General features: G+C 74.6%; 21 protein-coding genes. 14 read left to right on the plus strand and 7 right to left on the minus strand.

Annotated elements, in window-relative coordinates; translation table 11 throughout:
- Positions 1–436: 436 nt before the first annotated feature.
- Complete coding sequence (locus ACIO5E_RS15460; RefSeq protein WP_400667548.1) at positions 437–988, plus strand: hypothetical protein; 552 nt, start codon at positions 437–439, stop codon at positions 986–988.
- Between the two features lie 33 nt (positions 989–1,021).
- On the opposite strand, the gene ACIO5E_RS15465 is transcribed toward ACIO5E_RS15460, so the two are convergent.
- Both ACIO5E_RS15465 and ACIO5E_RS15470 read right to left on the minus strand, forming a co-directional pair.
- A complete protein-coding gene (locus tag ACIO5E_RS15465) occupies positions 1,022–2,176 on the minus strand; it encodes a sensor histidine kinase (protein WP_400667550.1) in 1,155 nt (384 codons plus the stop codon).
- The gene (locus tag ACIO5E_RS15470) at positions 2,173–2,844 is read right to left on the minus strand and encodes a response regulator transcription factor (protein ID WP_400667552.1); all 672 of its coding nucleotides are present in this window, start codon (positions 2,842–2,844) and stop codon (positions 2,173–2,175) included. Before ACIO5E_RS15470 ends, ACIO5E_RS15465 begins: the two co-directional genes overlap by 4 nt.
- 210 nt (positions 2,845–3,054) lie before the next feature.
- Between ACIO5E_RS15470 and ACIO5E_RS15475 the strand changes: the two genes are divergently transcribed.
- The 6 genes from ACIO5E_RS15475 (at position 3,055) to ACIO5E_RS15500 (ending at position 8,931) form a co-directional block, all read left to right on the plus strand.
- Entirely contained in the window at positions 3,055–3,681 is a 627-nt protein-coding gene (locus tag ACIO5E_RS15475; RefSeq protein WP_400667554.1) for a M15 family metallopeptidase, read from the plus strand.
- A 67-nt stretch (positions 3,682–3,748) separates the two neighbouring features.
- A complete protein-coding gene (locus ACIO5E_RS15480) occupies positions 3,749–4,861 on the plus strand; it encodes an endonuclease/exonuclease/phosphatase family protein (protein WP_400667556.1) in 1,113 nt (370 codons plus the stop codon).
- A gap of 172 nt (positions 4,862–5,033) precedes the next feature.
- Positions 5,034–5,996 (plus strand): ABC transporter ATP-binding protein, encoded by a 963-nt coding sequence (locus tag ACIO5E_RS15485; RefSeq protein ID WP_400667558.1) that lies wholly within the window; start codon positions 5,034–5,036, stop codon positions 5,994–5,996.
- Positions 5,993–6,844 (plus strand): ABC transporter permease, encoded by an 852-nt coding sequence (locus tag ACIO5E_RS15490; protein WP_400667560.1) that lies wholly within the window; start codon positions 5,993–5,995, stop codon positions 6,842–6,844. Before ACIO5E_RS15485 ends, ACIO5E_RS15490 begins: the two co-directional genes overlap by 4 nt.
- Positions 6,845–6,949: 105 nt before the next feature.
- Positions 6,950–8,257, plus strand: coding sequence for a sensor histidine kinase (locus ACIO5E_RS15495; protein WP_400667562.1), 1,308 nt, complete (start codon positions 6,950–6,952; stop codon positions 8,255–8,257).
- A complete protein-coding gene (locus tag ACIO5E_RS15500; RefSeq protein ID WP_400667564.1) occupies positions 8,254–8,931 on the plus strand; it encodes a response regulator in 678 nt (225 codons plus the stop codon). The genes ACIO5E_RS15495 and ACIO5E_RS15500 overlap by 4 nt, the downstream gene beginning before the upstream one ends.
- A 28-nt stretch (positions 8,932–8,959) precedes the next feature.
- On the opposite strand, the gene ACIO5E_RS15505 is transcribed toward ACIO5E_RS15500, so the two are convergent.
- The 3 genes from ACIO5E_RS15505 to ACIO5E_RS15515 form a co-directional block, all read right to left on the minus strand.
- Positions 8,960–9,130 carry a hypothetical protein gene (locus ACIO5E_RS15505; RefSeq protein ID WP_400667566.1) on the minus strand — a complete coding sequence of 57 codons (171 nt, stop codon included), beginning with the start codon at positions 9,128–9,130 and terminating at the stop codon, positions 8,960–8,962.
- Between the two features lie 7 nt (positions 9,131–9,137).
- Positions 9,138–9,626, minus strand: coding sequence for an SRPBCC family protein (locus ACIO5E_RS15510; RefSeq protein WP_400667568.1), 489 nt, complete (start codon positions 9,624–9,626; stop codon positions 9,138–9,140).
- Between the two features lie 266 nt (positions 9,627–9,892).
- Positions 9,893–10,729, minus strand: a complete 837-nt coding sequence (locus tag ACIO5E_RS15515) for a GntR family transcriptional regulator (protein WP_400667570.1) — start codon at positions 10,727–10,729, stop codon at positions 9,893–9,895.
- 227 nt (positions 10,730–10,956) lie between these two features.
- Between ACIO5E_RS15515 and ACIO5E_RS15520 the strand changes: the two genes are divergently transcribed.
- From ACIO5E_RS15520 to ACIO5E_RS15535, 4 genes are read left to right on the plus strand one after another with little or no spacing between them, the layout of a single operon-like run.
- Entirely contained in the window at positions 10,957–12,519 is a 1,563-nt protein-coding gene (locus tag ACIO5E_RS15520) for a DNA polymerase subunit beta (protein WP_400667572.1), read from the plus strand.
- A complete protein-coding gene (locus tag ACIO5E_RS15525; RefSeq protein WP_400667574.1) occupies positions 12,516–13,784 on the plus strand; it encodes a hypothetical protein in 1,269 nt (422 codons plus the stop codon). The genes ACIO5E_RS15520 and ACIO5E_RS15525 overlap by 4 nt, the downstream gene beginning before the upstream one ends.
- Positions 13,781–14,647, plus strand: a complete 867-nt coding sequence (locus ACIO5E_RS15530; protein ID WP_400667576.1) for a class I SAM-dependent methyltransferase — start codon at positions 13,781–13,783, stop codon at positions 14,645–14,647. The genes ACIO5E_RS15525 and ACIO5E_RS15530 overlap by 4 nt, the downstream gene beginning before the upstream one ends.
- A complete protein-coding gene (locus tag ACIO5E_RS15535) occupies positions 14,644–15,105 on the plus strand; it encodes a MazG-like family protein (RefSeq protein ID WP_400667578.1) in 462 nt (153 codons plus the stop codon). The genes ACIO5E_RS15530 and ACIO5E_RS15535 overlap by 4 nt, the downstream gene beginning before the upstream one ends.
- Here the strand turns inward: ACIO5E_RS15535 and ACIO5E_RS15540 are convergent.
- Positions 15,081–16,376, minus strand: coding sequence for a UDP-glucose dehydrogenase family protein (locus tag ACIO5E_RS15540; RefSeq protein ID WP_400667580.1), 1,296 nt, complete (start codon positions 16,374–16,376; stop codon positions 15,081–15,083). The two genes, ACIO5E_RS15535 and ACIO5E_RS15540, sit on opposite strands and share 25 nt — an antisense overlap.
- A 246-nt stretch (positions 16,377–16,622) precedes the next feature.
- On the opposite strand from ACIO5E_RS15540, the gene ACIO5E_RS15545 reads away from it, so the two are divergent.
- Both ACIO5E_RS15545 and ACIO5E_RS15550 read left to right on the plus strand, forming a co-directional pair.
- Complete coding sequence (locus ACIO5E_RS15545; protein WP_400667581.1) at positions 16,623–17,279, plus strand: hypothetical protein; 657 nt, start codon at positions 16,623–16,625, stop codon at positions 17,277–17,279.
- Between the two features lie 49 nt (positions 17,280–17,328).
- A complete protein-coding gene (locus ACIO5E_RS15550) occupies positions 17,329–18,078 on the plus strand; it encodes a helix-turn-helix domain-containing protein (protein WP_400667583.1) in 750 nt (249 codons plus the stop codon).
- Between the two features lie 20 nt (positions 18,079–18,098).
- Here ACIO5E_RS15550 and ACIO5E_RS15555 read toward each other — a convergent pair whose 3' ends face one another.
- A complete protein-coding gene (locus tag ACIO5E_RS15555; protein WP_400667584.1) occupies positions 18,099–18,752 on the minus strand; it encodes a class I SAM-dependent methyltransferase in 654 nt (217 codons plus the stop codon).
- 212 nt (positions 18,753–18,964) lie between these two features.
- Between ACIO5E_RS15555 and ACIO5E_RS15560 the strand changes: the two genes are divergently transcribed.
- Positions 18,965–21,721: a M4 family metallopeptidase gene (locus tag ACIO5E_RS15560; protein ID WP_400667585.1), complete on the plus strand. Its 2,757-nt coding sequence runs from the start codon at positions 18,965–18,967 to the stop codon at positions 21,719–21,721.
- The last annotated feature ends 30 nt before the right edge of the window (positions 21,722–21,751 follow it).

Here is a 21,751-nt window from a genome sequence, read left to right on the forward strand (position 1 = left end):
CGGGCGGCCGCCCGGCCTCGCCGGGGGGGGGGGGCCACACCCACCGGCCGCCGGGGGGCGCCCCCCCCCCCCGCCCCGCCCCCCCCCCCGGGGGGGGGGCCCCCCCGCCCAGGCCGGGGTGGGCGGCGGGCCCCGACCGGTGCGGAGCAGGTCGGGCCGGGTGGGCCGGGTACGCGGCTTCCGCCGGTCCCGGGCCGACCGGGCCGCCGGCAGCCGTCCCGGACTTTTGTCGGGACCCTGTCTAGTTCGTCCGCGTCCTGGTGTGGTGGGATGTGCCGGCACGGGTTGATGACGCCGACGGGGGTGCGCGTTGAGGAGTGGACGGCTGCTCGGACTGGACGGGGATGCGGCGCAGCTTGCTGCCGCGGGTCTGGTTCGTCTTGGTACGGACGAGTGGTTGGGCGGGGCGGCGGGGGCGCCGGCGTGGCTGGGGCGGATGCGGGCGGCGTCGTTCGCGGACGCGTGGCTGGCGTTCGGCGAGTCGTCGGCGCCGGGGCTGCGGGTGCCGGCGGGGGAGGTGCTGCGGGCGCTGGCGTTCCGGGCCGCGGAGCTGGTCCTGCGGTCGCGGGCGGGGGACGGTCCGGCGGTGCTGGAGTGGCTGGGCGGGCGGTCGGCGGAGGCGCGGGAGCAGGCGGGCCGGGAGGGTGTGACGCACCCGGCCGAACCCGCGGCGCTCGCCCTGGTCTGGCACGGCGTCCAGGCGCTCACCGCGGATGGCGGGCGGGCTTCGGCGGCGGATCGGGAGTGCCACGGCCGGCGCATCGACGAGCGGGGTGAGGCGTACGTCCGGGAGCGGCACCGCCGCCAGGACACCCTCGCGCTGATGCTGTCCTGCGCCCGGATCGCCGCCGCCGCGCTGGTGGAGCTGAGCGAGGACGACCCGGACCGGGTCAACGGGTGGCTGGCGCAGGACGCGGCCCGGTACATGGACTGCGGCGCCCCGGTGCCGCTGTGGGTCCCGGGGCGCCCCGGCCAGCCGGCCGGGTGAGGGGGCGGCTCGGCAGGCGGCTCGGGGGTGGGCTCAGCGGCCGGGCAGGCTGAGGGTGGCGCGCAGGCCGCCGGCGGGGCCGGGGGTGAGGCGCAGTTCGCCGTGGTGGGTGTCGGTGATGGCGGCGACGATGGCCAGGCCGAGGCCGTGGCCGCGGCGGGCGGGGTCGGTCTGGGCGGTGCGGCCGCGGCCCCGGAGGAAGGGTTCGGTGAGGGTGGGGACGGTCTCGGGGGCGAGGCGGAGGCCGGTGTTGGTGACGGTGAGGTGGACGCGGCCGGGGTGGTCGGGGTCGGCTCCGGTGGTGACGGTGGCGGACCCGCCGGTGGGCAGGTTGTGGCGCAGCGCGTTCTGCAGCAGGTTGACGGCGGCCTGGCGCAGCAGGACCGGGTTGCCGGTGGTGGGGGCGGGCCGGCAGTCGGCGGTGAGGGTGACGCCCAGGGCGGCGGCCTCCTCCTGGACGGCGGCGAGGGCGTCCCGGGTGGTGTGGGCGAGGTCGAGGGGTTCGAGTTCGGGTGGCAGGTTGCCGAGGTCGGCGAGCTGGAGGAGGGCTTCGCTGATCTCGATGCCGCGCTGGTTGGTGTCCTGGAGGCGGGCGACGAGGGTGGCCCAGTCCTGGCCGTCCGGGTCGGCGGCGGCGACCTGGAGCATGGTGCGGGTGATCGCCAGGGGGGTGCGCAGTTCGTGGGAGGCGTTGGCGGCGAAGCGCTGCTGGGCGTCGAAGGAGCGCTGGAGGCGTTCCAGCATCTCGTCGAAGGCGTCGGACAGCTCGGTGAACTCGTCCCGGGGGCCGGCCAGGGCGATGCGGTGTTCGAGTGCTCCGCTCGCGGCGCGGTGGGCGGCGCCGGTGATGTCCTGGAGGGGGCGCAGGACGCGGCCGGCGATCAGCCAGCCGCCGATCATGCCGACGACGGTGAGCAGGGCCAGGGCGTAGCCGGAGGTGGTGAGCAGGGACTGCAGGATCTCCTGGCGGGAGGGGGCGGAGACGCGGTCGCGGGGGTTGGAGGAGGTCAGCGGGTAGTTGGGGATGTAGCGCATGCCGACGTAGACCACGGCGAGGGAGAGGACGCCGGTGACGACGGCGAAGAGGGTGTAGCTGAGGGTGAGCCGCATCCGGGCGGTCAGGCGGCGCGGTCGTGGGCCGGGACGGGTGCCGGAGCCGCTGGTACGGGTGCGGGGCGGGTGGTTCACGCGGGGGCGCCGTCGGTGAGGCGGTAGCCGACGCCGGGGACGGTCTGGATCACCCAGGGTTCGCCGAGTCGTTTGCGCAGGCCGGAGATGGTGATGCGGACGGCGTTGGTGAAGGGGTCGGCGTTCTCGTCCCAGGCGCGTTCAAGGAGGTTCTCGGCGCTGATGACGCCGCCGCGTGCGGTCATCAGGACTTCCAGGACGGCGAACTGCTTGCGGGAGAGGGCGACGTAGCGCCCGTCCCGGTAGACCTCGCGGCGGAAGGGGTCCAGGCGCAGTCCGGCGTACTCGAGGACGGGCGGTGCGGCCTGGGCGGGGCGGCGGGCCAGGGAGCGCAGGCGGACGACGAGTTCGGCGAGGTCGAAGGGTTTGGTCAGGTAGTCGTCGGCGCCGAGTTCGAAGCCGGCGACCTTCTCGTTGAGGCGGGCGGCGGCGGTGAGCATGAGGACGCGGCAGCCCAGGCGGTGCTCGACGATGCTGCGGCAGACGTCGTCGCCGTGGGTGCCGGGGATGTCGCGGTCCAGGACGACGACGTCGTAGGTGTGGACGGCGAGGCGTTCGAGGGCGGCGTCGCCGTCGGTGACGATGTCGCAGGCGATCGCCTCCAGCCGCAGTCCGGCCTGGACCGCCTCGGCGAGGTAGATCTCGTCCTCCACCACCAGGACCCGCACGCGCCGTTCTCCCGTCCCGCTCGTGTTCCGTGTGCCGTGCCCGCTCCGCTGTCGGGCGGGGTCTGGGCCGTGGTGTCCATTGGACACGAACGGGCCTATCGAAAACGTATCGGTAAGTGCAGACGTCCCGGTAACACCGTGCTTCCTCCAATGGTGTCGCCGCCGCGGTTCCCCGCAGCGGCGACGTGACGAGCACGCCGGGAGGCAGGGATGGACGGGACGGACCGGACGGGTGGGACGGCCAGGACGGCGCGGCAGCGGGTGGTCGCGGGCGCCGGGGCGGTGACGGTGCTGGCGCTGGCCGGTGCCTGCGCGGCCGATCCGCCGGCGGCCGAGTCGGTGCTGCGGACCCTGGCGGCCACCGTCACGCCGTTCTCCCCCTCCCCCTCCACCGGCACCGCGGGGGCGGACGGCGCCATACCCGACGGCACGAAGCTGAGCCCGTTCGACACCGAGGCGCCGGCGGTGCGCAACCTGGACGGGCCGCTGCTGGAGGCCGTCCGGCAGGCCGCCGGTGACGCGCGGGCCCAGGGCATCGAGATGACCGTCACCTCCGGCTGGCGCAGCAAGGGGTACCAGCAGCAGCTGCTCGACCGGGCGGTGACCAAGTACGGGAGCCTGGAGCAGGCCAGGCGCTTCGTGAACACGCCGGAGAAGTCGGCGCACGTCTCGGGCAAGGCGGTGGACCTGGGCCCGACCAACGCCGACTACTGGCTGATCCAGCACGGTGCCCGGTACGGGCTCTGCCAGGTGTACGCCAACGAGATCTGGCACTTCGAGCTGCGGACCGAGCCCGGCGGGACCTGCCCGGCCCAGCTTCCCGACGCCGCCGGGTAACGGCCTTGCCCGCCGCTCTCCCCCGCCGCCTTCCTCCGGGAACCCCGATCCTCCAGGAACCCCGACCATGACCCGACCGCACGAAAACCTCGCCCCGCGCCCCGGGCGGCGTCCGCACAGCTCCTCCCCCGGCGCTCCGCGTCCGGCGGCGACCGTCGCCCCTTCGGCGGGCCCGGCGGGCGTCGCCCCGGCGGCGGTCGCCGCAGCCCCGGCGGCGGCCGCGCGACCCGCGCACAGGCGGCGCCGGCCGGCCGGTCCGTGGCGGCGCGGCCGCACACCTGCCGCCCTCGCCCTGCTCACCGCCCTCGCCCTGGCCGGCCACCGGAAGGTGCCGGGCCTGGGCGTCAACCTGGGGAGCCTGTGGGAGAGCGCCCTGCCCTGGGCCGGCCTCGTGGTGCCGGCCGTGCTGCTCGCCGCCGCGGTGCGCCGCGCGCCCGCGCCGGCCTGCGCCGCGCTGGTGCCGGCCGTGGTGTGGGCCGCCGTGTTCGGGCCGCTGCTCCTCGGTGGCGGCCCGGCGCCGGGCGGCGGCGCCGGCCTCACCGTGGTCACCCACAACGTGAGCGCGGAGAACCCGGACCCGGACGGCACCGCCCGCTCGCTGCTCGCCGCCCACCCCGACCTGATCGCCCTGGAGGAGGTCACCGACGCCGCGTTGCCCGCCTACCAGCGGGTGCTGGACCCCGAACTGCCGCACCACGCCCGCACCGGCACCGTCGCGCTGTGGAGCCGCTACCCGGTGACGGACTCGCGGCGGCTGACCATCGACCCCGGCTGGAGCCGCTCCCTGCGGGCCGAAGTCCAGGGCCCCGGCGGGCCGTTGGCCGTGTACGTCGTCCACCTCGCCTCCGTCCGGCTCACCGTCAGCGGCTTCGCCACCGGCCACCGCAACCGCAACCTCGCCGCGCTCGGCCAGGCGCTGGACGAGGAGCCCCTGCGCAGGGTGCTGCTCCTGGGCGACCTCAACACCGCCGCCGGGGACCGCGAACTCGGCCCGCTCACCAGCCGGCTGAGCTCCGCGCAGGACACCGCCGGCGACGGCTTCGGGTTCACCTGGCCGTCGGCCTTCCCGCTGGCCCGGATCGACCACGTCATGACCCGGGATCTCCCCGCCACCGCCGCGTGGACCCTGCCCGCCACCGCCAGCGACCACCGCCCCGCCGCCGCGCGGCTGAAGGCGTGAAGGGGCGGGACACGTCGTGGGGCAACCGCAACAGGCGCTCCGGGCGTGGTACCGCGGTACCGCACTCCCTCCGATGATCGGTCCGGGGTACCACGGATCGCGCCGCCGCCGCACCTAGCGTGGAGTGTGAGGGAGGCCGGGACGGTCCGGCCCCGGAGCGTAGGGGTGAGCGATGATCGAGGCGCACCAGCTGACGAAGCGGTACGGCGAGAAGACCGCCGTCGACCGGCTCGACTTCACGGTCAACCCCGGCACGGTCACCGGCTTCCTCGGGCCCAACGGCGCCGGGAAGTCCACCACCATGCGGATGATCGTCGGACTGGACGCGCCCACCAGCGGTTCGGTGCGCGTCAACGGCCGCCGCTACGCCGCGCACGCGGCGCCGCTGCAGGAGGTCGGGGCGCTGCTGGAGGCCAAGTCGATCCACCCCGGGCGCTCCGCGTTCAACCACCTCATGGCCCAGGCCCACACCCACGGCATCCCGCGCACCCGGGTGGAGGAGGTGATCGAGCTGACCGGGCTGCAGTCGGTGGCCAGGAAGCGCGCCGGGGCGTTCTCGCTGGGCATGGGACAGCGGCTGGGCATCGCGGCGGCGCTGCTGGGCGACCCCGCCACCGTGATGCTGGACGAGCCGGTCAACGGCCTCGACCCGGAGGGCGTCCTGTGGATCCGCAACCTCCTCACCTCGCTCGCCGCCGAGGGCCGCACGGTCTTCGTGTCCTCGCACCTGATGAGCGAGGTCGCCCTGGTCGCGGACCACCTGATCATCGTCGGACGGGGCCGGCTGCTGGCCGACACCACCGTGCAGGACCTGGTCCGCCAGGCCGGCGGGGACGTCGTGAAGGTGGCCAGCGCCGATCCGGCCCGGCTGCGTGCGGCGCTGGCCGGGCCGGGCGTGGAGGTCACCGGACGGGCCGGGTCGGAGGAACTGCTGGTCACCGGCCTGCCCGCGCGCACGATCGGGCTCAGGGCCGCCGAGCAGGGCATCGCCCTGTTCGAGCTCGCCACCCGCACGGTCTCCCTGGAGGAGGCGTTCATGGACCTGACCAGGGACGCCGTGGAGTACCACGGCACCACCACAGCCGAGTCCGCCGCCACGGGCGCCGGCGCCGAGTCCCCGAGGAGCGCGGCATGAGCGCCATCGCACCGAGCCAGACCCCCGCGGCCGCCGCCCAGCGGCCCGCGCGCCCCGCCTACCGGGTGACCCCCGCGCGCGTGCTGCGCTCGGAGTGGGCCAAGCTGTGGTCGCTGCGTTCCACCTGGATCACGCTCGGCCTGGGCCTGCTGTTCCTGGTCGCCTTCGGCCTGATCGCCGCGTTCCAGTTCAAGTCGAGGATCACCTCGGGCCGCCCGATGGACCGGGGGGACTTCGCCGACGCCAGCACCCTGAGCCTGTCGCTGTTCGGCACCAACTTCGCCCAGCTGGCGCTCGGCGTCCTCGGCGTGCTGGTCGCCGCCGGCGAGTACTCCACCGGCATGATCCGCTCCACCCTGGCCGCCGTGCCGCGCCGCCTGCCGGTGCTGTGGTCCAAGGCGACGGTGTACGGCCTGATCGTGCTGCTGCTCGGCACCGCCGGGGTGTTCACCGCCTTCCTGGCCGACAGCGGCATCCTCTCCGGCACCCGCGCGGCGATGACCTTCTCGGACGCCGGTGTCCTGCGCGGCCTGCTGGGGGCCGGGCTCTACCTCGCCCTGGTGGGCGTGATCGGCGTCGCCCTGGGGGCGCTGCTGCGCTCGGTGGCGGGCGGCATCTCCGTCCTGGTGGCCTCGCTGATGCTGGTCCCCGGCCTGATCTCGCTGCTGCCCTCCTCCTGGCAGAACCACATCAGCCCCTACCTGCCCAGCCACGCGGGCGAGGCGATGTTCGCCCTGCACCACGACGCGACCACGCTGTCGCCCGCCGCCGGGCTGGTGGTCTTCCTGCTGTGGACGGTGCTCGCCCTGGCCGGCGCGGCCGTGCGTCTGGTGCGCAGCGACGCCTGAGAGACTCCGTGCACGTTCCGGTGCGGTACCCGGCCCGCCGGGTGCCGCACCGGGCCCGTTCTGGACGAGCTGGACGAGCTGGACGAGCTGGACGAAGGTGACGCCATGAGCGAGTACGACACCGCCGCCGCGGGCGCGGGGAGCGACCCGCTGTCGGGGCACCCGGTGTTCGCCCGTCTGGCCCGGATCGGGCAGCGGGCGCGGCAGACGGACCGCGACCACCCGTGGGTGCTGGACACCGCCGTGGTGGCCGCGGTGTTCCTGCTGTTCTGCGTCCCGGACCTGATCCACGACGGCGGCGAGTGGGGGGCGCGCGAGCACCGGATCGTCTTCACCCGGCCGCCCGTGGCGGCGATGCTGGCCCTGCAGGCGGGTCTGGTGGTGCCGCTGCTGTGGCGCCGGCGGCGGCCGACGGCGGCGTTCGCGGCGGTGATGGCCGTGTTCGTGCTGCAGTGGTCGCTGGGGGTGGCGCTGCGCGCGGACGTCGCCCTGCTCGTCGCCCTCTACAGTCTGGCCCTGCACGGGAGCCTGCGGCACCTGGCCTGGGCGTGCGCGGCGATGGTCGGCGCCGCGGCCCTGGTCGCGGTGGAGCTGTCCGGCGGGCTGCCGGTCGGGGACGCGTTGTTCTTCCTGTTCAGCGCGGCGACGGCGGCCGTGGCCGTCGGCATCGCGGTGCGCATCCGCCGGGCCCAGCTGGCCGGGCTGCGCGAGCGCGCGGCGCGCCTGGAGGTCGAGCGCGACCAGCGCAGCCGGCTGGCCACGGCCACCGAGCGCACCCGGGTGGCCCGGGAGATGCACGACATCATCGGCCACAACCTGTCCGTGATCGTCACCCTGGCCGACGGCGGCGCGTACGCGACCGAGGCCTCCCCCGAGCGGGGCCGGGAGGCGCTGCTGCTGATCGGTGAGACCAGCCGGCAGGCGCTGGGCGAGCTGCGGCGCATGCTCGGCGTCCTGCGCGACCAGGGCGAGCAGGGCCCCGAGTTCACCCCGCAGCCGGGCATCGCCGACCTCGACGGGCTGTGCGCGCGCATCCGCGCCGCGGGGCCGCAGGTGGTGTACACCGCGCGCGGCGAGCTGGAGCGGCTGGACCGCGGGGTGCAGCTGATGGCCTACCGCATCGTCCAGGAGGCGCTCACCAACACCCTCAAGCACGCCGGCCCCGACACCCGGGCGCACGTGACGCTGGCGGCCGAGGGCGGCCGGCTGCGGGTGCGGGTGCAGGACGGCGGTCCGCCCGGCGGGGCCGCGCGGAGCGGGCCGGCGGGCGAGGAGGGGCACGGCCTGACGGGCATGCGCGAACGCGCGGCCCTGTACGGCGGCACCGTCGCCGCCGGCCCCGGACCCGGGGCAGGATGGACCGTGGAGGCCGTCCTCGACCTCACCCCCGACCCGACAGGCAGCCTGACGTGACCACCGTCCTCATCGTCGACGACCAGCCCCTGCAGCGGTACGGCTTCCGGATGCTGCTGGAGAGCCAGCCCGGCACCGAGGTCGTCGGCGAGGCCGCGCACGGCGCCGAGGCCGTGCGCCTGACGGCCGACCTGCGGCCCGACGTCGTCCTCATGGACATCCGCATGCCCGGCATGGACGGCATCGAGGCCACCCGCCGCATCGTCGCCACCGGCGGGCGTTCGCGCATCCTGGTCCTGACCACCTTCGACCTCGACGAGTACGCCCACGCTGCGCTGCGCGCGGGCGCCAGCGGGTTCCTCCTCAAGGACGCCCGCCCGGAGGAGCTCCTCGCCGGGATCCGCGCCGTCTCCGAGGGCGACGCCGTCGTCGCCCCCGCCGTCACCCGGCGCCTCCTGGACGCCTACGCCCACCACCTGCCGGTGCGCCCGCCCGGTACGGCAGCCGAGGACGACCCGCGGCTGAACGCCCTGACCGAGCGCGAGCGCGAGATCCTGGTCGCCGTCGGCCGGGGCTGGACCAACGGCGAGATCGCCCGGCGGCTGGTGCTCGCGGAGTCGACCGTCAAGACGCACGTCAGCCGGGTGCTGGCGAAGATCGGCGCCCGGGACCGGGTGCAGGCCGTGATCTTCGCCTACGACCGCGGCCTGAACCGGCCGAACCCGCCTGCCTGAAAAGCGAGTCGGGCCGGATCCGGTCGGGTCAGTGGCCGCCGGAGGGCACCTCGCAGCCCGCGTGGTCCGGGTACCCGCCGAAGGAGTCGGCCCGCTGCTCCCCCACCCGCTGCGTGCCGCACCCCGCCGCCAGCACGGCCAGTGCCGCCAGCGCCGGTACCGCGGCCCGCCGCGCCCCCACCGTCTTGATCATCGTCATGCGCCGATCATCGCGCGCGCCGGCCGCGCGCGTCACGGGCCCCCTTCCGGTGGACGGCTTCGAGGTCGGTGGCGGCGGCGGCCAGGATGGTGCCGAAGACGTGGGCGATGACGGGTTTGGCGACCCGGCGGGCGAGGGCGGCGCCGACGAGGGGGACGGGGAGCTCGAAGCCGGTCGTCCAGACCACCAGGGTGCCCTCGGGGACCTCCTCGAAGGTCATCCGGCCGAGCTCGTGCCGGGCCGGCGGGAAGCTGCGGTCGACGGTGTAGTCGAAGTCGTACGGGGCGTTGTAGGCGGTGATCCGCTCGTGGAACCGGCCGATCAGCCAGGTGTGCAGCCGCACGGCGCCCACCCCGTAGGGCGCGCCCTGGCCGGGCCGGGCCAGCCGCGCCCTGAGCACGTACGGGGAGCGGGTGTAGTTGGTGGTCGTGGCGCACCAGTCGAACACCTCGGTGATCGGCGCCTCGACGACCCGTCGCACGGTCACGGTCTCCATGGCTCGTCCCTCTTCTCCAGCCGGGCGGCGCGGGTGTCGGCCGCGCCCTGTTCACCAGGTAGACCGGGCACGGCGCGGAACCGTGACATCGGGGCGGGGCCCCGGGTGTGACGATGTCGCGGCTCTGTCACCGCTCGGGCGGGGAGAGACGGGAATTGAGCGGGAGCAAAGAACACCCCAGGGACAGGCCGCGGTGACGAAGCGGTCCGGACGGAGGAGGATCTCCGGCCAGCCACCTGCCTATCGTTCGGCTTTGGGAGTGCGGGTCATGAGCAGGTCGACGGCGTGGTCGGTGGTGACAGTGCCGTCGAGGACGGCGACGTGGGATCGGCCAGGTGTTGCACCGGCCATGCGGCGGCGGAGTGGCGGGTGAGCGGGTAGCCGATCTCGAACTTCTCCGCCGACATCCGGGTGTCGTTGACCTCGACGACGGCTCCGGACGGGCTGGTGGTGACGCGGACGATCCGCAGCAGCGGGACACCCTTGGAGAGTTCGAGCCTGGCGGCCTCGTCGGGTGCCGGCATACGGCAGGTGATGGTCTCGTGCCAGGCGAGGGGGCCGTGGCCGAGATCGCGCTCCAGGATGTCGTAGATACCGCCGGGGCCGGTGTCCGTCTCGGCCAGCCGTGTGCCGCGGGCGACGGCGGCAGGCAGGTAGCTGGTGGCGATCTGGGTGGGCTCCCGGGTGTCGGGGGTGCCCATGAGTCGGTCGCGGACCAGGACCTCGTCGTGGGACAGGACACCCAGGACGGTGCCGATGTCGCGCGGCGCAGGCCCCCAGCCGACGGTCGGCTTGAGCAGCGCGATCCAGGGCTGGGCGGTGGGGTCGAAGAAATAGCCGCGCTCGTCGCGGTGGACCTGGCGGCTGCGGGAGAGCCGGCGCCGTTCGGGCAGCGCCCGCACGACGGTGCCGCGGCGGCGAACGACCTCGACCAGGCCCTCCTCTTCAAGGAGGGTGACGGCCTCGCGGGCGGTCTGCTTGGAGATGCCGTACTGCGCGGCGAGGTCGGTGATCTTCGGGAGCGTGGTGCCGGGCGGGTACTGGCCGGTGGTGATGCCGGTGCGCAGGTCGTCGGCGAGCTGGCGGTACGCGGGGGTGTCCATCGGCTTCTCCGGTCGGCGTGGTGGTACTGGGGGTGGCATAGCCCGATCCCCAAAATAGTCCTAGCTCTATTGGCTACGCGCCACAAGAGGCCGATATTAAGAGCTAGGACTAACGGTGTGTGATCTTAGCGGCACCCGGTGTAGTTCACGTCTTCCATGCCAGCTCATCACAGTCTGAGCCACGCCCGGAAGCCCCCCAACCCAACGGCCACGATGGAGGACCATCGATGAACCGTCACCTTCCCGGCCACACCCAGGCCCCGCAGCCCCGACCGGCCGCCGACCACTGGGACGTCGTCATCGCTGGCGCCGGCCCCGCCGGACTCGCCTGCGCCCGCGCCACCCTGGAACGCCGCCCCGACCTGCGCGTCCTCCTCCTGGAAGCCGGCCGCTCCTACCGGCGCCGCCCCTGCCCCGTCGACAAGGGCTTCGCCTGCAACGGCTGCGCCGGGATCTGCAACGTCGTCTCCGGCTTCGGCGGCAGCATGCACTACGGCGACGGCGCCAAGCTCAGCCTCCTGCCGTCCGGCCGCCGCCTGATCGACCACCTCGGCGCCCGCGCCGCCCAGGACCTGTGCGCCACCGCCTTCTCCTGGCTGACCGAACCGCTCACCGACGCGCCCGCACTGCAAGGCGTCGGCCTCACCGACCGCGCCGTGGCGGCCTTCGACGCCCACCACCTGGCGATCCGCGAGTACCCGGTGGCCGTCCTCGGCGAGAGCGACCTCGCACGCGTGATCGAGGGCTTCCACGACCAGCTCTCGGGCCGGATCGCCCTGCTGCACACCAGCGAACTGACCGCCGCCGAGCCCGCCGGCACCGGCCTGCAGCTCACCGTCCACACCCACCGCACCGCACGGACCATCACCTGCGACCACCTGGTCCTCGCCACCGGCCGACGCGGCGTCACCTCCACCACCCGCCTGCTGCACTCCCTCGGCGTGGCGACCGAACAGCCGGACATCTCGGTCGGCATCCGCCTGGAGATGGCCGCCCCGCTGCTCGCCGCGATCGGCGAGGAACACCCGGACCTCAAAATCACCCAGCTCGACGCCGGGGCCCGGAAGGTCAAGACGTTCTGCTTCTGCGGCGGGCCCAACGGCGGGCGCATCAAGTTCACCAACTACGAGGGCGCCTTCGGCGAGGACGTCATCACCCTGGACGGGCACGAGACCACCGAGCGCCCCGCCCCCGCCGACGGCCGGGCACTGGCCGCCAACTTCGGCCTGCTGTGCCAGGTCTCCGGCCGCGGCGACGCCCGCCAGGCCCGCGACAGCTTCCTCGCCACCTACCGGGAGCTGACGGGCGGCCGCCCCTTCGCCCAGAGCCTCGGCGCGTTCCGCGCCCGCCGCGCCGACACCACCCCCTGGCCCGATCTCGCCGCCACGATGCCCTTCCAGCCCTCCGTCGCCGACCTGACCTGCGCCCGGGTCGACGCGTTGTTCACCGACGACGAGCACGCCAGCCTCACCGCCGGCCTGGCCCGGCTGATGGCCGCGATCCTCGACCACACCGGACACAGCGCCGATGAGGCCGCCCTCGACGACCGGGTCCTCGTCATCGGCCCCGAACTCGAATTCCTCTGGGAGAAGCCCGCCATCGACACCACCTGCCGCGTGCCCGGCCTGCCCGTGTACGTCGTCGGCGACAGCGCGGGCATCGCCCAGGGCATCGCCCAGGCCGCCATGATGGGCATCGCCGCCGGCCGCGACATCGCCCGCACCCGCCTGGTCGCCGTCCCCGCCCAGACCAGCGCACCGGCCACCGAGCGCACCGGAGGAACGTCGTGACCAGGACACTGGACGACCTCTATCCCAACGCCGCGCTGGCCCTGCCGGTCAACACCGCCCTCATCGCGCCCCGCCTGCCCACCCCGCCGGCCGAGCGGGAGAACCAGGGCTCCTACCGCGACCACTACGGCCCGTTCCTGCTCGGCGAGAAGCCGGTCGGCACCGAGCCCGAGCACATCGCCCTGATCGACAAGGCCTTCCCGCACACCTTGTACGACCTGATGCTGCTGATCGGCCGCGACGACATCCTGCGCACCAGCGTCGGCGAACTGCCCGACACCGTCCTGGCCACGTTGCTCGGCGCCGTCACCGACTTCGTCGACTACCTCTCCGACCCCGACACCGTCCGCACCTCCGGCCTGGAGCGGGGCCGGATCGGCATCGGCTGGAACCACGACCCGACCCGCGACCGGGACAACGGACAGTGGTGGGACAAACGCATGCACATCCACTGCAACGCCTGGCACCCGCGCAACTGCCGCACCATCCGCCCGATCCCGCTCGCCGCCGTCGCCGACCCGACGCTGCGCCGCTCCCTGGTCGACCCCACCGCCTACCTCGCCCACCACGTGCTCCTCGACGCCATCCGCACCGACCGCGTCCCCGCCGCGTGCCGCCTCCTGGAGCCGGACGCCGCCCGCGACGCCGACCAGCACCTGCCCGTCGGCCTCAAGGCCCGCCTGCCCGGCTTCGCGTACCTCACCACCCCGCAGTTCCGGGACCTGCTGCGCATGCTCCACGGCACCGCGGCCGCCGCCTACCGCCTCCTGCGCGCCGTCCTCACCGACGACCAGTCGCCCACCGGCCCCTGGCACCGGCCCGCCCTGCGCCCCACCGCCGACGTCGAAGCCGCACTCACCACCCAGCCCTGGCTCACCGCCGAGTCCCGCACCCTGCTGCTGCGGCTGCGCACGGTGCTGCGCGACCTGCCCGAGCGGCAGATGCAGCTGCTGCGCCGCCGCTCCGACCTGGCCAACCGCTGCCTGACCCTGGACGGGCTGAGCTACAACCTCTCTCTGTTCACCCCTGATCAGATCTCCACCCGCCGTCCGATCTCCGCCACCGGCGAGCTCTACCTGGTCATGCAGGTCAAGACGGTCAGCTCCATCGGCTCCAGCCCGGCCCTCGGCGGTGCCGTCGCCTCCGTCGCCGACCGCACCCACGGACCCGCCATGACCTCCGGCGACCGCAGCATGCGCCACGCCTTCCAAACCGCCTACGCCACCGCCGCCGGCTTCACCGCCACCAGCAGGAGGCCCGCATGACCACCCCACCCGACCCGCACCTCGACCCCGCCGTCCTCGACCCCCCCGTCCTCGACTTCTACCAGCTCGGCCAGGAGCAACAACGACTGGCCGACCCGCGCCGCTCGATCGAGTACCTGCGCACCATGGACGTCCTGGAGCGGAACCTGCCGCCCGCCCCCGCCCGGATCCTCGACATCGGCGGCGGCCCCGGCCGCTACGCCCTCGCCCTGGCCGCCGCCGGCCACGACGTCACCCTGGTCGACCCCCTCCCGCTGCACGTTCAGCAGGCAGCCGACGCCTCCTCCCTCTCCGCCGATCGCCCGCTCGCGGCCGCGACCGTCGGCGACGCCCGCGCCCTGCCCGAACCGGACGCCTCCTTCGACGCCGTGCTGCTGCTCGGCCCGCTCTACCACTTGCCCGACGCCGGCGACCGCCACCGCGCCTGGACGGAGGCCGCCCGCGTCCTGCGCCCCGGCGGGGTGGCCGTCGCCGCCGGAGCCAGCCGCTACTACACCGCCTGGGAGATGCTCGCCGCCGGCAAGCTCGACCTGCCCGGCGCCCTCGACACGGCCGTCGGCCACCTGCGTACCGGCCGCCACGACAACCCCGGCGGCGACCCGCGGATGTGGACCACCGCCTACTTCCACGACCCGCACGAACTCGCCGCCGAGGCCGCCGCCGCCCGCCTCGGTGTGCGCGCCCGCCTCCCGGTCGAGGGCCCGGCCAAACTGATCCCCGGGATCGGCGGCATGCTGCAGGACCCCGCCCGCCGCGAGGAGATCCTCTACCTGCTACGCCTGTTGGAGGGCCGCCCCAGCGTGCTGGGGACCTCCGAGCACGTCCTGGTCGTGGCCGTGGCCGCCCGCGAGGGCCGGCCGTGAGCCGCGACGGTGCCGGGGAACAGGACCTCGGCGACGTGCTGCACGCCCTCTCCACCTGGATCGACGCCTCCCCGGCCAACCGGCGGCGCAACGCGGAGGCCCTGCTGTGGAGCAGGATCGCCAAGGTCGGCGAGGAGGCGGGAGAGGCGGTCGCCGCGCTGATCGGCGCCACCGGCGCCAACCCCCGCAAGGGCACCGTCGGCGACCTCGCCGACGTGGAACGCGAGCTCCTGGACGTCGCCACCGCCGCGCTGCTCGCCGTCGACCACCTGTGCACCCGGGCTGGACAGCCCGGCATCGCAATGGACCGGCTCGACCAGCACATCCGGACCGTCGCCGAACGGGCCGGCCGCACGGAGGACGCAGGGGCAGGGGAACGGTGCTGCCCCTGCGGGGTTCCTCCCGTCGGGGCAGCACCGTTCCAAGGGGCCCGTCAGGAGCGGCCCACCGACAGGTAGGTGAAGCCGGCCGCGCGCATCGCCGCGGGGGCCAGCAGGTTCCGCCCGTCGAACAGGACCGGCGCGGCCATCGAGTCGGCGACGTCCGCCCAGTCCAGCTCGCGCAGCTGCGGCCACTCGGTGACCACGATCGCCGCGTGGGCCCCGGCCAGTGCCTCCCGCGGGTCGTCGTACCGGGTGGTCCTGGCCCACGGTTCCGGTTCGGTGACCCGGGCCAGCGGGTCCCAGCACCGCACCTCGGCGCCCTCGGCGAGCAGCCGTGAGGCCACCACCGCGCTGGGGGCCTGGCGCATGTCGTCCGTGCCGGCCTTGAAGGCCATCCCGAGCATCACCACCCGCTTGCCGCCGAACCCGCCCAGCTCGTCCTTGAGCCGCTGCAGGGCGCGGCGGGGCTGGAGGTTGTTGACCTCGATGACGGCCGTGAGCAGTTGCAGGTGCAGGCCGTCGTTGGATGCCAACTGTTTGAGGGCGACGCCGTCCTTGGGGAAGCAGGATCCGCCCCAGCCCAGTCCGGCGCGCAGGAAGTGCGGCCCGATCCGAGGGTCCATGCCGACCACCCCCATCACCTTCTCGATGTCGGCGCCGGTGACCTCGCAGAGCGTCGCGATCTCGTTGGCGAAGGAGATCCGGGTCATCAACAGGGCGTTCGCGGTGAGCTTCGCGAGTTCGGCGGAGTGCACGTCCATCCGCACCACCGGCCCGTCCACGTCCCGGTGCAGGTCGGCGACGAGGTCGGCCGTCGCGTCGTCGTCGGCGCCGACGATGATCCGGTCCGGATGCAGGAAGTCCGAGACCGCCTTGCCCTCGGCGGTGAACTCTGGGTTGGCGGCGTAGCCGACATGGCTCAGGCCTGCGCGGTCGAGCCGCTCGCGGATGCGGTCGCCGGTGCCGATCGGCACGGTGCTCTTGACCACCACGGCGGCCAGGTGCGGCGCGGACACGAGGTCGTCCACCACCGCGTGCACTCGCGAGAGGTCGGCGTCCCCGGCCGGGGTGGGCGGGGTGTCCACGCACACGTACGCCACCTCGGCGCCGACCAGCGCCTCCCGGGCGTCCAAGGTGAAGCGCAGCCGCTCCGTGTTGCCCAGGACCAGCTCACTCAGCCCAGGCTCGTGGAACGGTACCTCCCCGCGGCTCAGGGCCTCGACCTTCGCGGGCACGATGTCGCGGACCACCACGCGGTGGCCGAGTTCGGCCAGGCACGCCCCGGTCACCAGGCCGATGTAGCCGGCGCCGAAGACCGCGATCGTACGGGAAGCAGGGTTGTCCATGGCGCGCATCCGTTCTCGAAGGCATCGTCGGCTCAGGACCGTCCCAGCACTGTAGTCCACCTCCAACCCGCCATCCGATCGGCCCGATGATCAGTCAATAGCCTTGCGGGAACGGGAAATCATGGCGGGGCCGCGGGTGTGACGATGTCGCGGGTCTGTCACCGCTTGGGCGGGGAGGCGGCGTCGGGGGGCGGGTGAGAGGAGGATCGGGCGGGTCGGGGGTGGGCGGGGAGAGGGGGCGGGGTGGTGCGCGAGGCTTCCGTGGAGTGGGGGGCGCTGCACCGGCGGTGTGCCGTGGGCGTGGTGGCGGGGGTGGCGGTGCTGGGGGCGGCGGCCGTACCGGTGGTGTGGGCGGGGTCGCAGGACCTGCCGGGTGATCGGCGGTGGTGGCTGGTGGCGTGCGGGGTCGCCCTGCTGGCGGCCGTCGGCGCCTCGCTGCCGCTGCTCCGTCAGATCTCCACCACCGACTACGTCGCCTCGTTCGTGGCGCTGGTGCTGCTGCTGGTGCTCGCCCTGGGTTCCGTGTTCGCGGCGGCCCAGGCCGCCGCCGGCGTGCGGACGCGGTTGCACGAGCCGCGCAGCGTGGTGGCCACCGTGACCGCCTGCCGGACGACGGGCCGCCGGCTGGACGACCAGGACCACGGCCGCGACATCTACGGCTGCACGTACCGCTGGAGCGTCGACGGCCGGGAGTTCAGCGAGGAGCGGCCGACCGAGGAGCTCTATCCGGACGGCCACGAGACCAGGGTGTGGCTCGACCACGGGCGGATGATCACGGGCCGGCCGAGCCTGCTGGCGATCCCGTTCTGGGCCGTACTCGCCCTGGTCGGGCTGCTGGGCGCGGTCCGGTTCTCGGCGTTTCTGGCCTGGAAGGCCCGCGCGGCTGGCCTGTTGGGGCAGTAGGGCCGGAACCGGGGGGTGGCGGATGCCGTGCTCTGGCAGCATCGAGCGGGTGGAGCAGCGGGAGGGGACGGGGCGGCGCTTCGTCGTGGGCGCGGGGTACGCGCTGTATCGGGGGCCGTTGGCGGACAGCGCGTTGCATCGGCACGCCGCGTTCCAGGTCGCCGTCGCGACGGCGGGGGGCGAGGTGACGATCGTGGACGGGGCCGGGGTCCGCCACCGGGGTGCGGCGGTGGTGGTGGCGCCGATGGTGTGGCACCGGATGGCGCCGATCCGGGGTGTGCTGGCGTTCTTCGTCGATCCGCACTGCGCGTTCGCGGACCGGCTGCGGGCGGAGTGCGGCGACGGTGTCACCGTGGCACCCCAGTGGCGGGACCTGGCGGAGGAGGACCTCCGTGCGGCCGGGGTGCTGCCGTCGGCCGAGGTGGACGCGCGGCTGTGGGCGGCGATGGAGGCGCTGACGGATCATCGGGTCGCGCTGCCGGGGCTGGCCGCGCGGGTGGGGCTCTCGCCGCAGCGCCTGCGGGCCCTGGCGCGGCGGCAGTTGGGGGTGCCGCTGGCGCGCTGGCGGATCTGGCGGCGGCTGGCCCGCGCGGCCGCCGCGCTGGGCGAGGGGCGCACGCTCGCCGAGGCGGCACTGGCGGGCGGCTTCGCGGACCAGGCGCACTTCAGCCGGCAGATGCGGGAGATGACGGGGTTGACGCCGTCGGTGGCTCTTCCGGTGCTGCGCGACGCGCGCGCGGTGGCAGGACCGGGCCAGGACCGACCGGCACCGGTCCGAACTGCCGTGTCACGGCGGTGAGTTCGACCCTGCCCATCGGCTCAGTCCCGGCGGGCGACGTAGAACGACAGCGAGCCGGTGAGCGTCGCGACGGTCTCGGTCTCGCGCACGCCGTGGAAGCCGGCCTCGGTGATCAGCCGGGGCAGGATGCCGTCGGCGTTGGGCTGGGTGTCCTCCTTGCCGTCCGCGAGTTGCACGATGCGGAACGCCAGGCGCATGGCGGCCGTGCGCTGGCGCCCGAAGTCGGCGATGACCAGCTTGCCGCCGGGGCGCAGCGCCGTGTGCATGGAGGCGAGGATCGCCTGCTTCATGGGGATCGGGCACTGGTGGAGGACGAGGCTGGAGACGACGGTGTCGGCCGTTTCTGCGCCGACGAGGTCGGCGACGGCGTCGCCCATGCCGATCCGCCATTCGGGGGTCACGCCGGCGGCGGCGGCCTTGCGGCGGGCCACTTCGAGGGTGCTGGGGTCGGGGTCGACGCCGATGACGCGGGCGCGTGGTTCGACGCGGCCGAGGAGGACGGCCAGTGAGCCGGTGCCGCAGCCGACGTCGAGGATCACGTCGTCGGGGCGGGGGGCCACGTGCATGGCGAGCAGGCTGCGCCACAGGCGTTCGCGGGTGAGGGAGACGATGGGGTCGTAGAGGCGTACGGGGCCGAGGCGGCCGGCGGCGGGGGTGAAGGCGCGATCGGTCATGCGGGCCAGTGTCGGCCGGGGGGTGTCGTGGCGTCTTGAACGAATCGCTCGTCGGGCGGGGCGGGTTGGGGTCTCCGGGGTTCGGATCGCGATCCCCGGGCCGTATAGAAAGTCTATCGACATATGTCGCTGGATGACTTATCGTGATCGTCGCGGTGGTCCGGCGCGGCCGGCCTGCCGCGACCACCGTTCGGCCCTGCGAGAGGACCTCCGTGCCCCGTCGTTCCCGCACGTCCACAGCACTCGGCATCGGCGCCACCGCCGTGGTGGCGCTGGCCCTGGCCGCGCCGCCCGCCCTGGCCGGGCCCGCGGCCGCCCCCGACCCGGTGCCCTCCCTGGTGGCCGGTCAGGACACCGCCGCCCCGCAGCTGGTCACCGGCCTGGCCGAGCCGGCCGCCGGCAGCCCCGCCGACGCCGCCCGCGCCCACCTCGCGGCCCACGCCGACCGCTACCACGTCGACCCCGGCGAGCTGGCCGAGGTCGGCTCCGAGCGCACCGCCGACGGCCGGCAGACCGTCAGGTTCGAGCAGCGCCACGGCGGCGTGCCCGTGTTCGGCGCGCAGTACCTGGTGCACCTGACGGGCGAGGGTGCCGGGCAGCGCGTCGAGTCGGTCGGCGGCAAGTACTTCACCGGCCTCACCGCGCCGACCACCGCCACCGTCCCGGCCGCCGCCCTGCGGGACGCGGCGCTCGGCTCGGTCCAGGACCCGAAGGCCCGGGCCGCGGCCACCGCCGAGGACCACGGCCTGGTCGTCCTGCCGGACGGCGCCGGCCGGCTCGCCCAGCGCTTCACCGTGCACGCCGCCGACCCGGCGACCGGGGGGCCGCAGGCCCGCGAGGTCTTCGTGGACGCCACCGTCGGCGTGGTCGCCCTCGCCTACGACACCCGCGCCCCGTCCCCGGCGGGCGGCACCGACCAGCGCGCCGCCGCGCCCGCCGCGGCCGGCCTCGAACCCGCCACCGGGACCGCGCCGGACGCCCGCGGCAACTCCGCCAAGGTGAACATCGCCCGCCTGCCGGACGGTAGTTACCAGCTCACCGACCTCACCCGGCCCGCCACCATCACCACCTACGACGCGGGCGGCCGGGACGAGATGGACCTCGGCGGCGGCATCCCCGCCGACCTCCCCCCGGCCCACTCCCCCGGCCCGGACTTCCCGGCCTCCACCGGCACCAGCGGCGCCACCGACGCCAGCATCAACGCCGGTATCGTGTACGACTTCTACCACGACCGCTTCGGCCGCAACGGCCTGGACGGCAAGGGCGGCGCGATCACCTCCGTCGTCAACGTGAGCCAGGACGGCGCCCCCTATCCCAACGCCTACTGGGACGGGAAGAAGATGGTCTACGGCAGCGGGGGCCCCGACTACTACCCGTTCTCCGCCGCCCTCGACATCGCCGGGCACGAGATGACCCACGGCGTCATATCGAACACCGCCGACCTGGCCGGCATGGGCCAGTCCGGCGCGATGAACGAGGCGATCGCCGACTACTTCGGCAACGCCATCGAGGTCACCGCCCGCGGCATGTCCATGAACGACCCGGCGGCGGCGCTGCTCGGCGAGAGCAAGTGCCGCACCGGCACCCCGCAGGCCTGCGCGGACCGCCGGATGGACGACCACCGCACCACCGTGAACGACTACCTCGGCGGCACGGTCGACAGCGGCGGGCAGCACCTCAACGCCACCATCTTCAGCGGCGCGCTCTGGGACATCCGGCGCACCCTCGACCCGCTCACCGCCGACCGGGTGGTCTACCGGGCGCTCACCGCCTACCTCACCCCGCTCGACGACTTCGTGGCCGGGCGCAACGCGGCACTCGCGGCCGGCCGCGACCTCGGCCTCAGCCACGCCCAACTGCGCACCGTGGCAGCCGCGTTCGACGCGCACGGGATCAAGGCCGGCTGGCAGGGCCGGCTCGGCATGGACAGCCGCACGCTGGCGGGCAACCTCTCCTACTCGATGGCTCCCCCGGCCGCCGGCGGCGGGCACTGGGTGGCGATGGCCCCCGCCCCCGACCCGGTCGGCGGCGCGGGCGGCACCACCCCCAGCACCACCGCGCTGTACACCGGCTCCACCACCGGGCGCGGCGCCCCCGTCCGGCTCAGCCCGGACGACGGCCGCTACCACAGCTGGCCCGCCACCGACGGCACCAACGCCGCGTGGAAGGCCATCGGCACCACCGCCCAGAACCACAGCCGGGAGCTGCTGACCGCACCGCTGTCCGGCGCCGGCCCGGTCCGCAGCCTGTTCCTCGCCGACGGGAAGGAGCCCAGCAGCCCCCAGATCTCCGGCGGCGACATCGCCTTCACGGTGAACGACTTCGCCACCGGCCGCACCAGCATCTGGCTGTCCCACGACGGGGCCCCCGCGGTCGAACTGCCGCTGGCCGACGGGCACCACCCGAACGACCCCACCCTCAAGGACGGCTACCTCGCCTGGACCGAGTCCTGGCAGGACGGACAGCAGTACGTCACCGCGCCGACCGTCTACTCGATCGCCGCCGGCAAGGTCACCGCGCAGTACACCGCGCACGCCGCCCCCGGCACCGCCGCGAGCACCGCCTCCTCCGCCCGGCTCGCCGGCGGACGACTGCTGTGGCTGGACGCCCCCAACCACATCGGCGCCCACGCCTCGATCCGCTCCGGCGCCCTGGACGGCTCCGGCGTGAACGAGGTGCTCTCCGGCGACTCGCCGAACGCCCCGACGCTCGGCAGCAACCTCACCGCCTCCGACCAGGCCGTCACCTACAAGGTCGAGAACACCAAGCCCGCCGGCGGCTGGACCAACGCCGCGCTGCCCAAGCTCTGGCAGATCCCGCTCGGCGGCGGCACCCCGCAGCGCCTCTCCTGCAACCGGGGCGGCCAGGACCAGCCCGCGGCCGACCAGGGCACCCGGGTGGTCTGGCTGGACTCCACCCCCGGCCGCACCGACCTGGTCGTGCGCGACCGCGCGGCGGGCACCTGCTGACCACCCTTCCCCGACCCCCACCCCCAGGGG

The organism is Kitasatospora sp. NPDC087314 (genome assembly GCF_044744365.1).
In the GTDB taxonomy this organism is placed as follows: domain Bacteria; phylum Actinomycetota; class Actinomycetes; order Streptomycetales; family Streptomycetaceae; genus Kitasatospora.

Coding starts and splice junctions, on each gene's coding strand:
- ACIO5E_RS15460 (WP_400667548.1), top strand. CDS start 437: ATGCGGGCGGCGTCGTTCGCGGACGCGTGGCTGGCGTTCGGCGAGTCG.
- ACIO5E_RS15475 (WP_400667554.1), top strand. CDS start 3,055: ATGGACGGGACGGACCGGACGGGTGGGACGGCCAGGACGGCGCGGCAG.
- ACIO5E_RS15480 (WP_400667556.1), top strand. CDS start 3,749: ATGACCCGACCGCACGAAAACCTCGCCCCGCGCCCCGGGCGGCGTCCG.
- ACIO5E_RS15485 (WP_400667558.1), top strand. CDS start 5,034: ATGATCGAGGCGCACCAGCTGACGAAGCGGTACGGCGAGAAGACCGCC.
- ACIO5E_RS15490 (WP_400667560.1), top strand. CDS start 5,993: ATGAGCGCCATCGCACCGAGCCAGACCCCCGCGGCCGCCGCCCAGCGG.
- ACIO5E_RS15495 (WP_400667562.1), top strand. CDS start 6,950: ATGAGCGAGTACGACACCGCCGCCGCGGGCGCGGGGAGCGACCCGCTG.
- ACIO5E_RS15505 (WP_400667566.1), bottom strand. CDS start 9,130: ATGACGATGATCAAGACGGTGGGGGCGCGGCGGGCCGCGGTACCGGCG.
- ACIO5E_RS15510 (WP_400667568.1), bottom strand. CDS start 9,626: ATGGAGACCGTGACCGTGCGACGGGTCGTCGAGGCGCCGATCACCGAG.
- ACIO5E_RS15515 (WP_400667570.1), bottom strand. CDS start 10,729: ATGGACACCCCCGCGTACCGCCAGCTCGCCGACGACCTGCGCACCGGC.
- ACIO5E_RS15520 (WP_400667572.1), top strand. CDS start 10,957: ATGAACCGTCACCTTCCCGGCCACACCCAGGCCCCGCAGCCCCGACCG.
- ACIO5E_RS15530 (WP_400667576.1), top strand. CDS start 13,781: ATGACCACCCCACCCGACCCGCACCTCGACCCCGCCGTCCTCGACCCC.
- ACIO5E_RS15540 (WP_400667580.1), bottom strand. CDS start 16,376: ATGGACAACCCTGCTTCCCGTACGATCGCGGTCTTCGGCGCCGGCTAC.
- ACIO5E_RS15555 (WP_400667584.1), bottom strand. CDS start 18,752: ATGACCGATCGCGCCTTCACCCCCGCCGCCGGCCGCCTCGGCCCCGTA.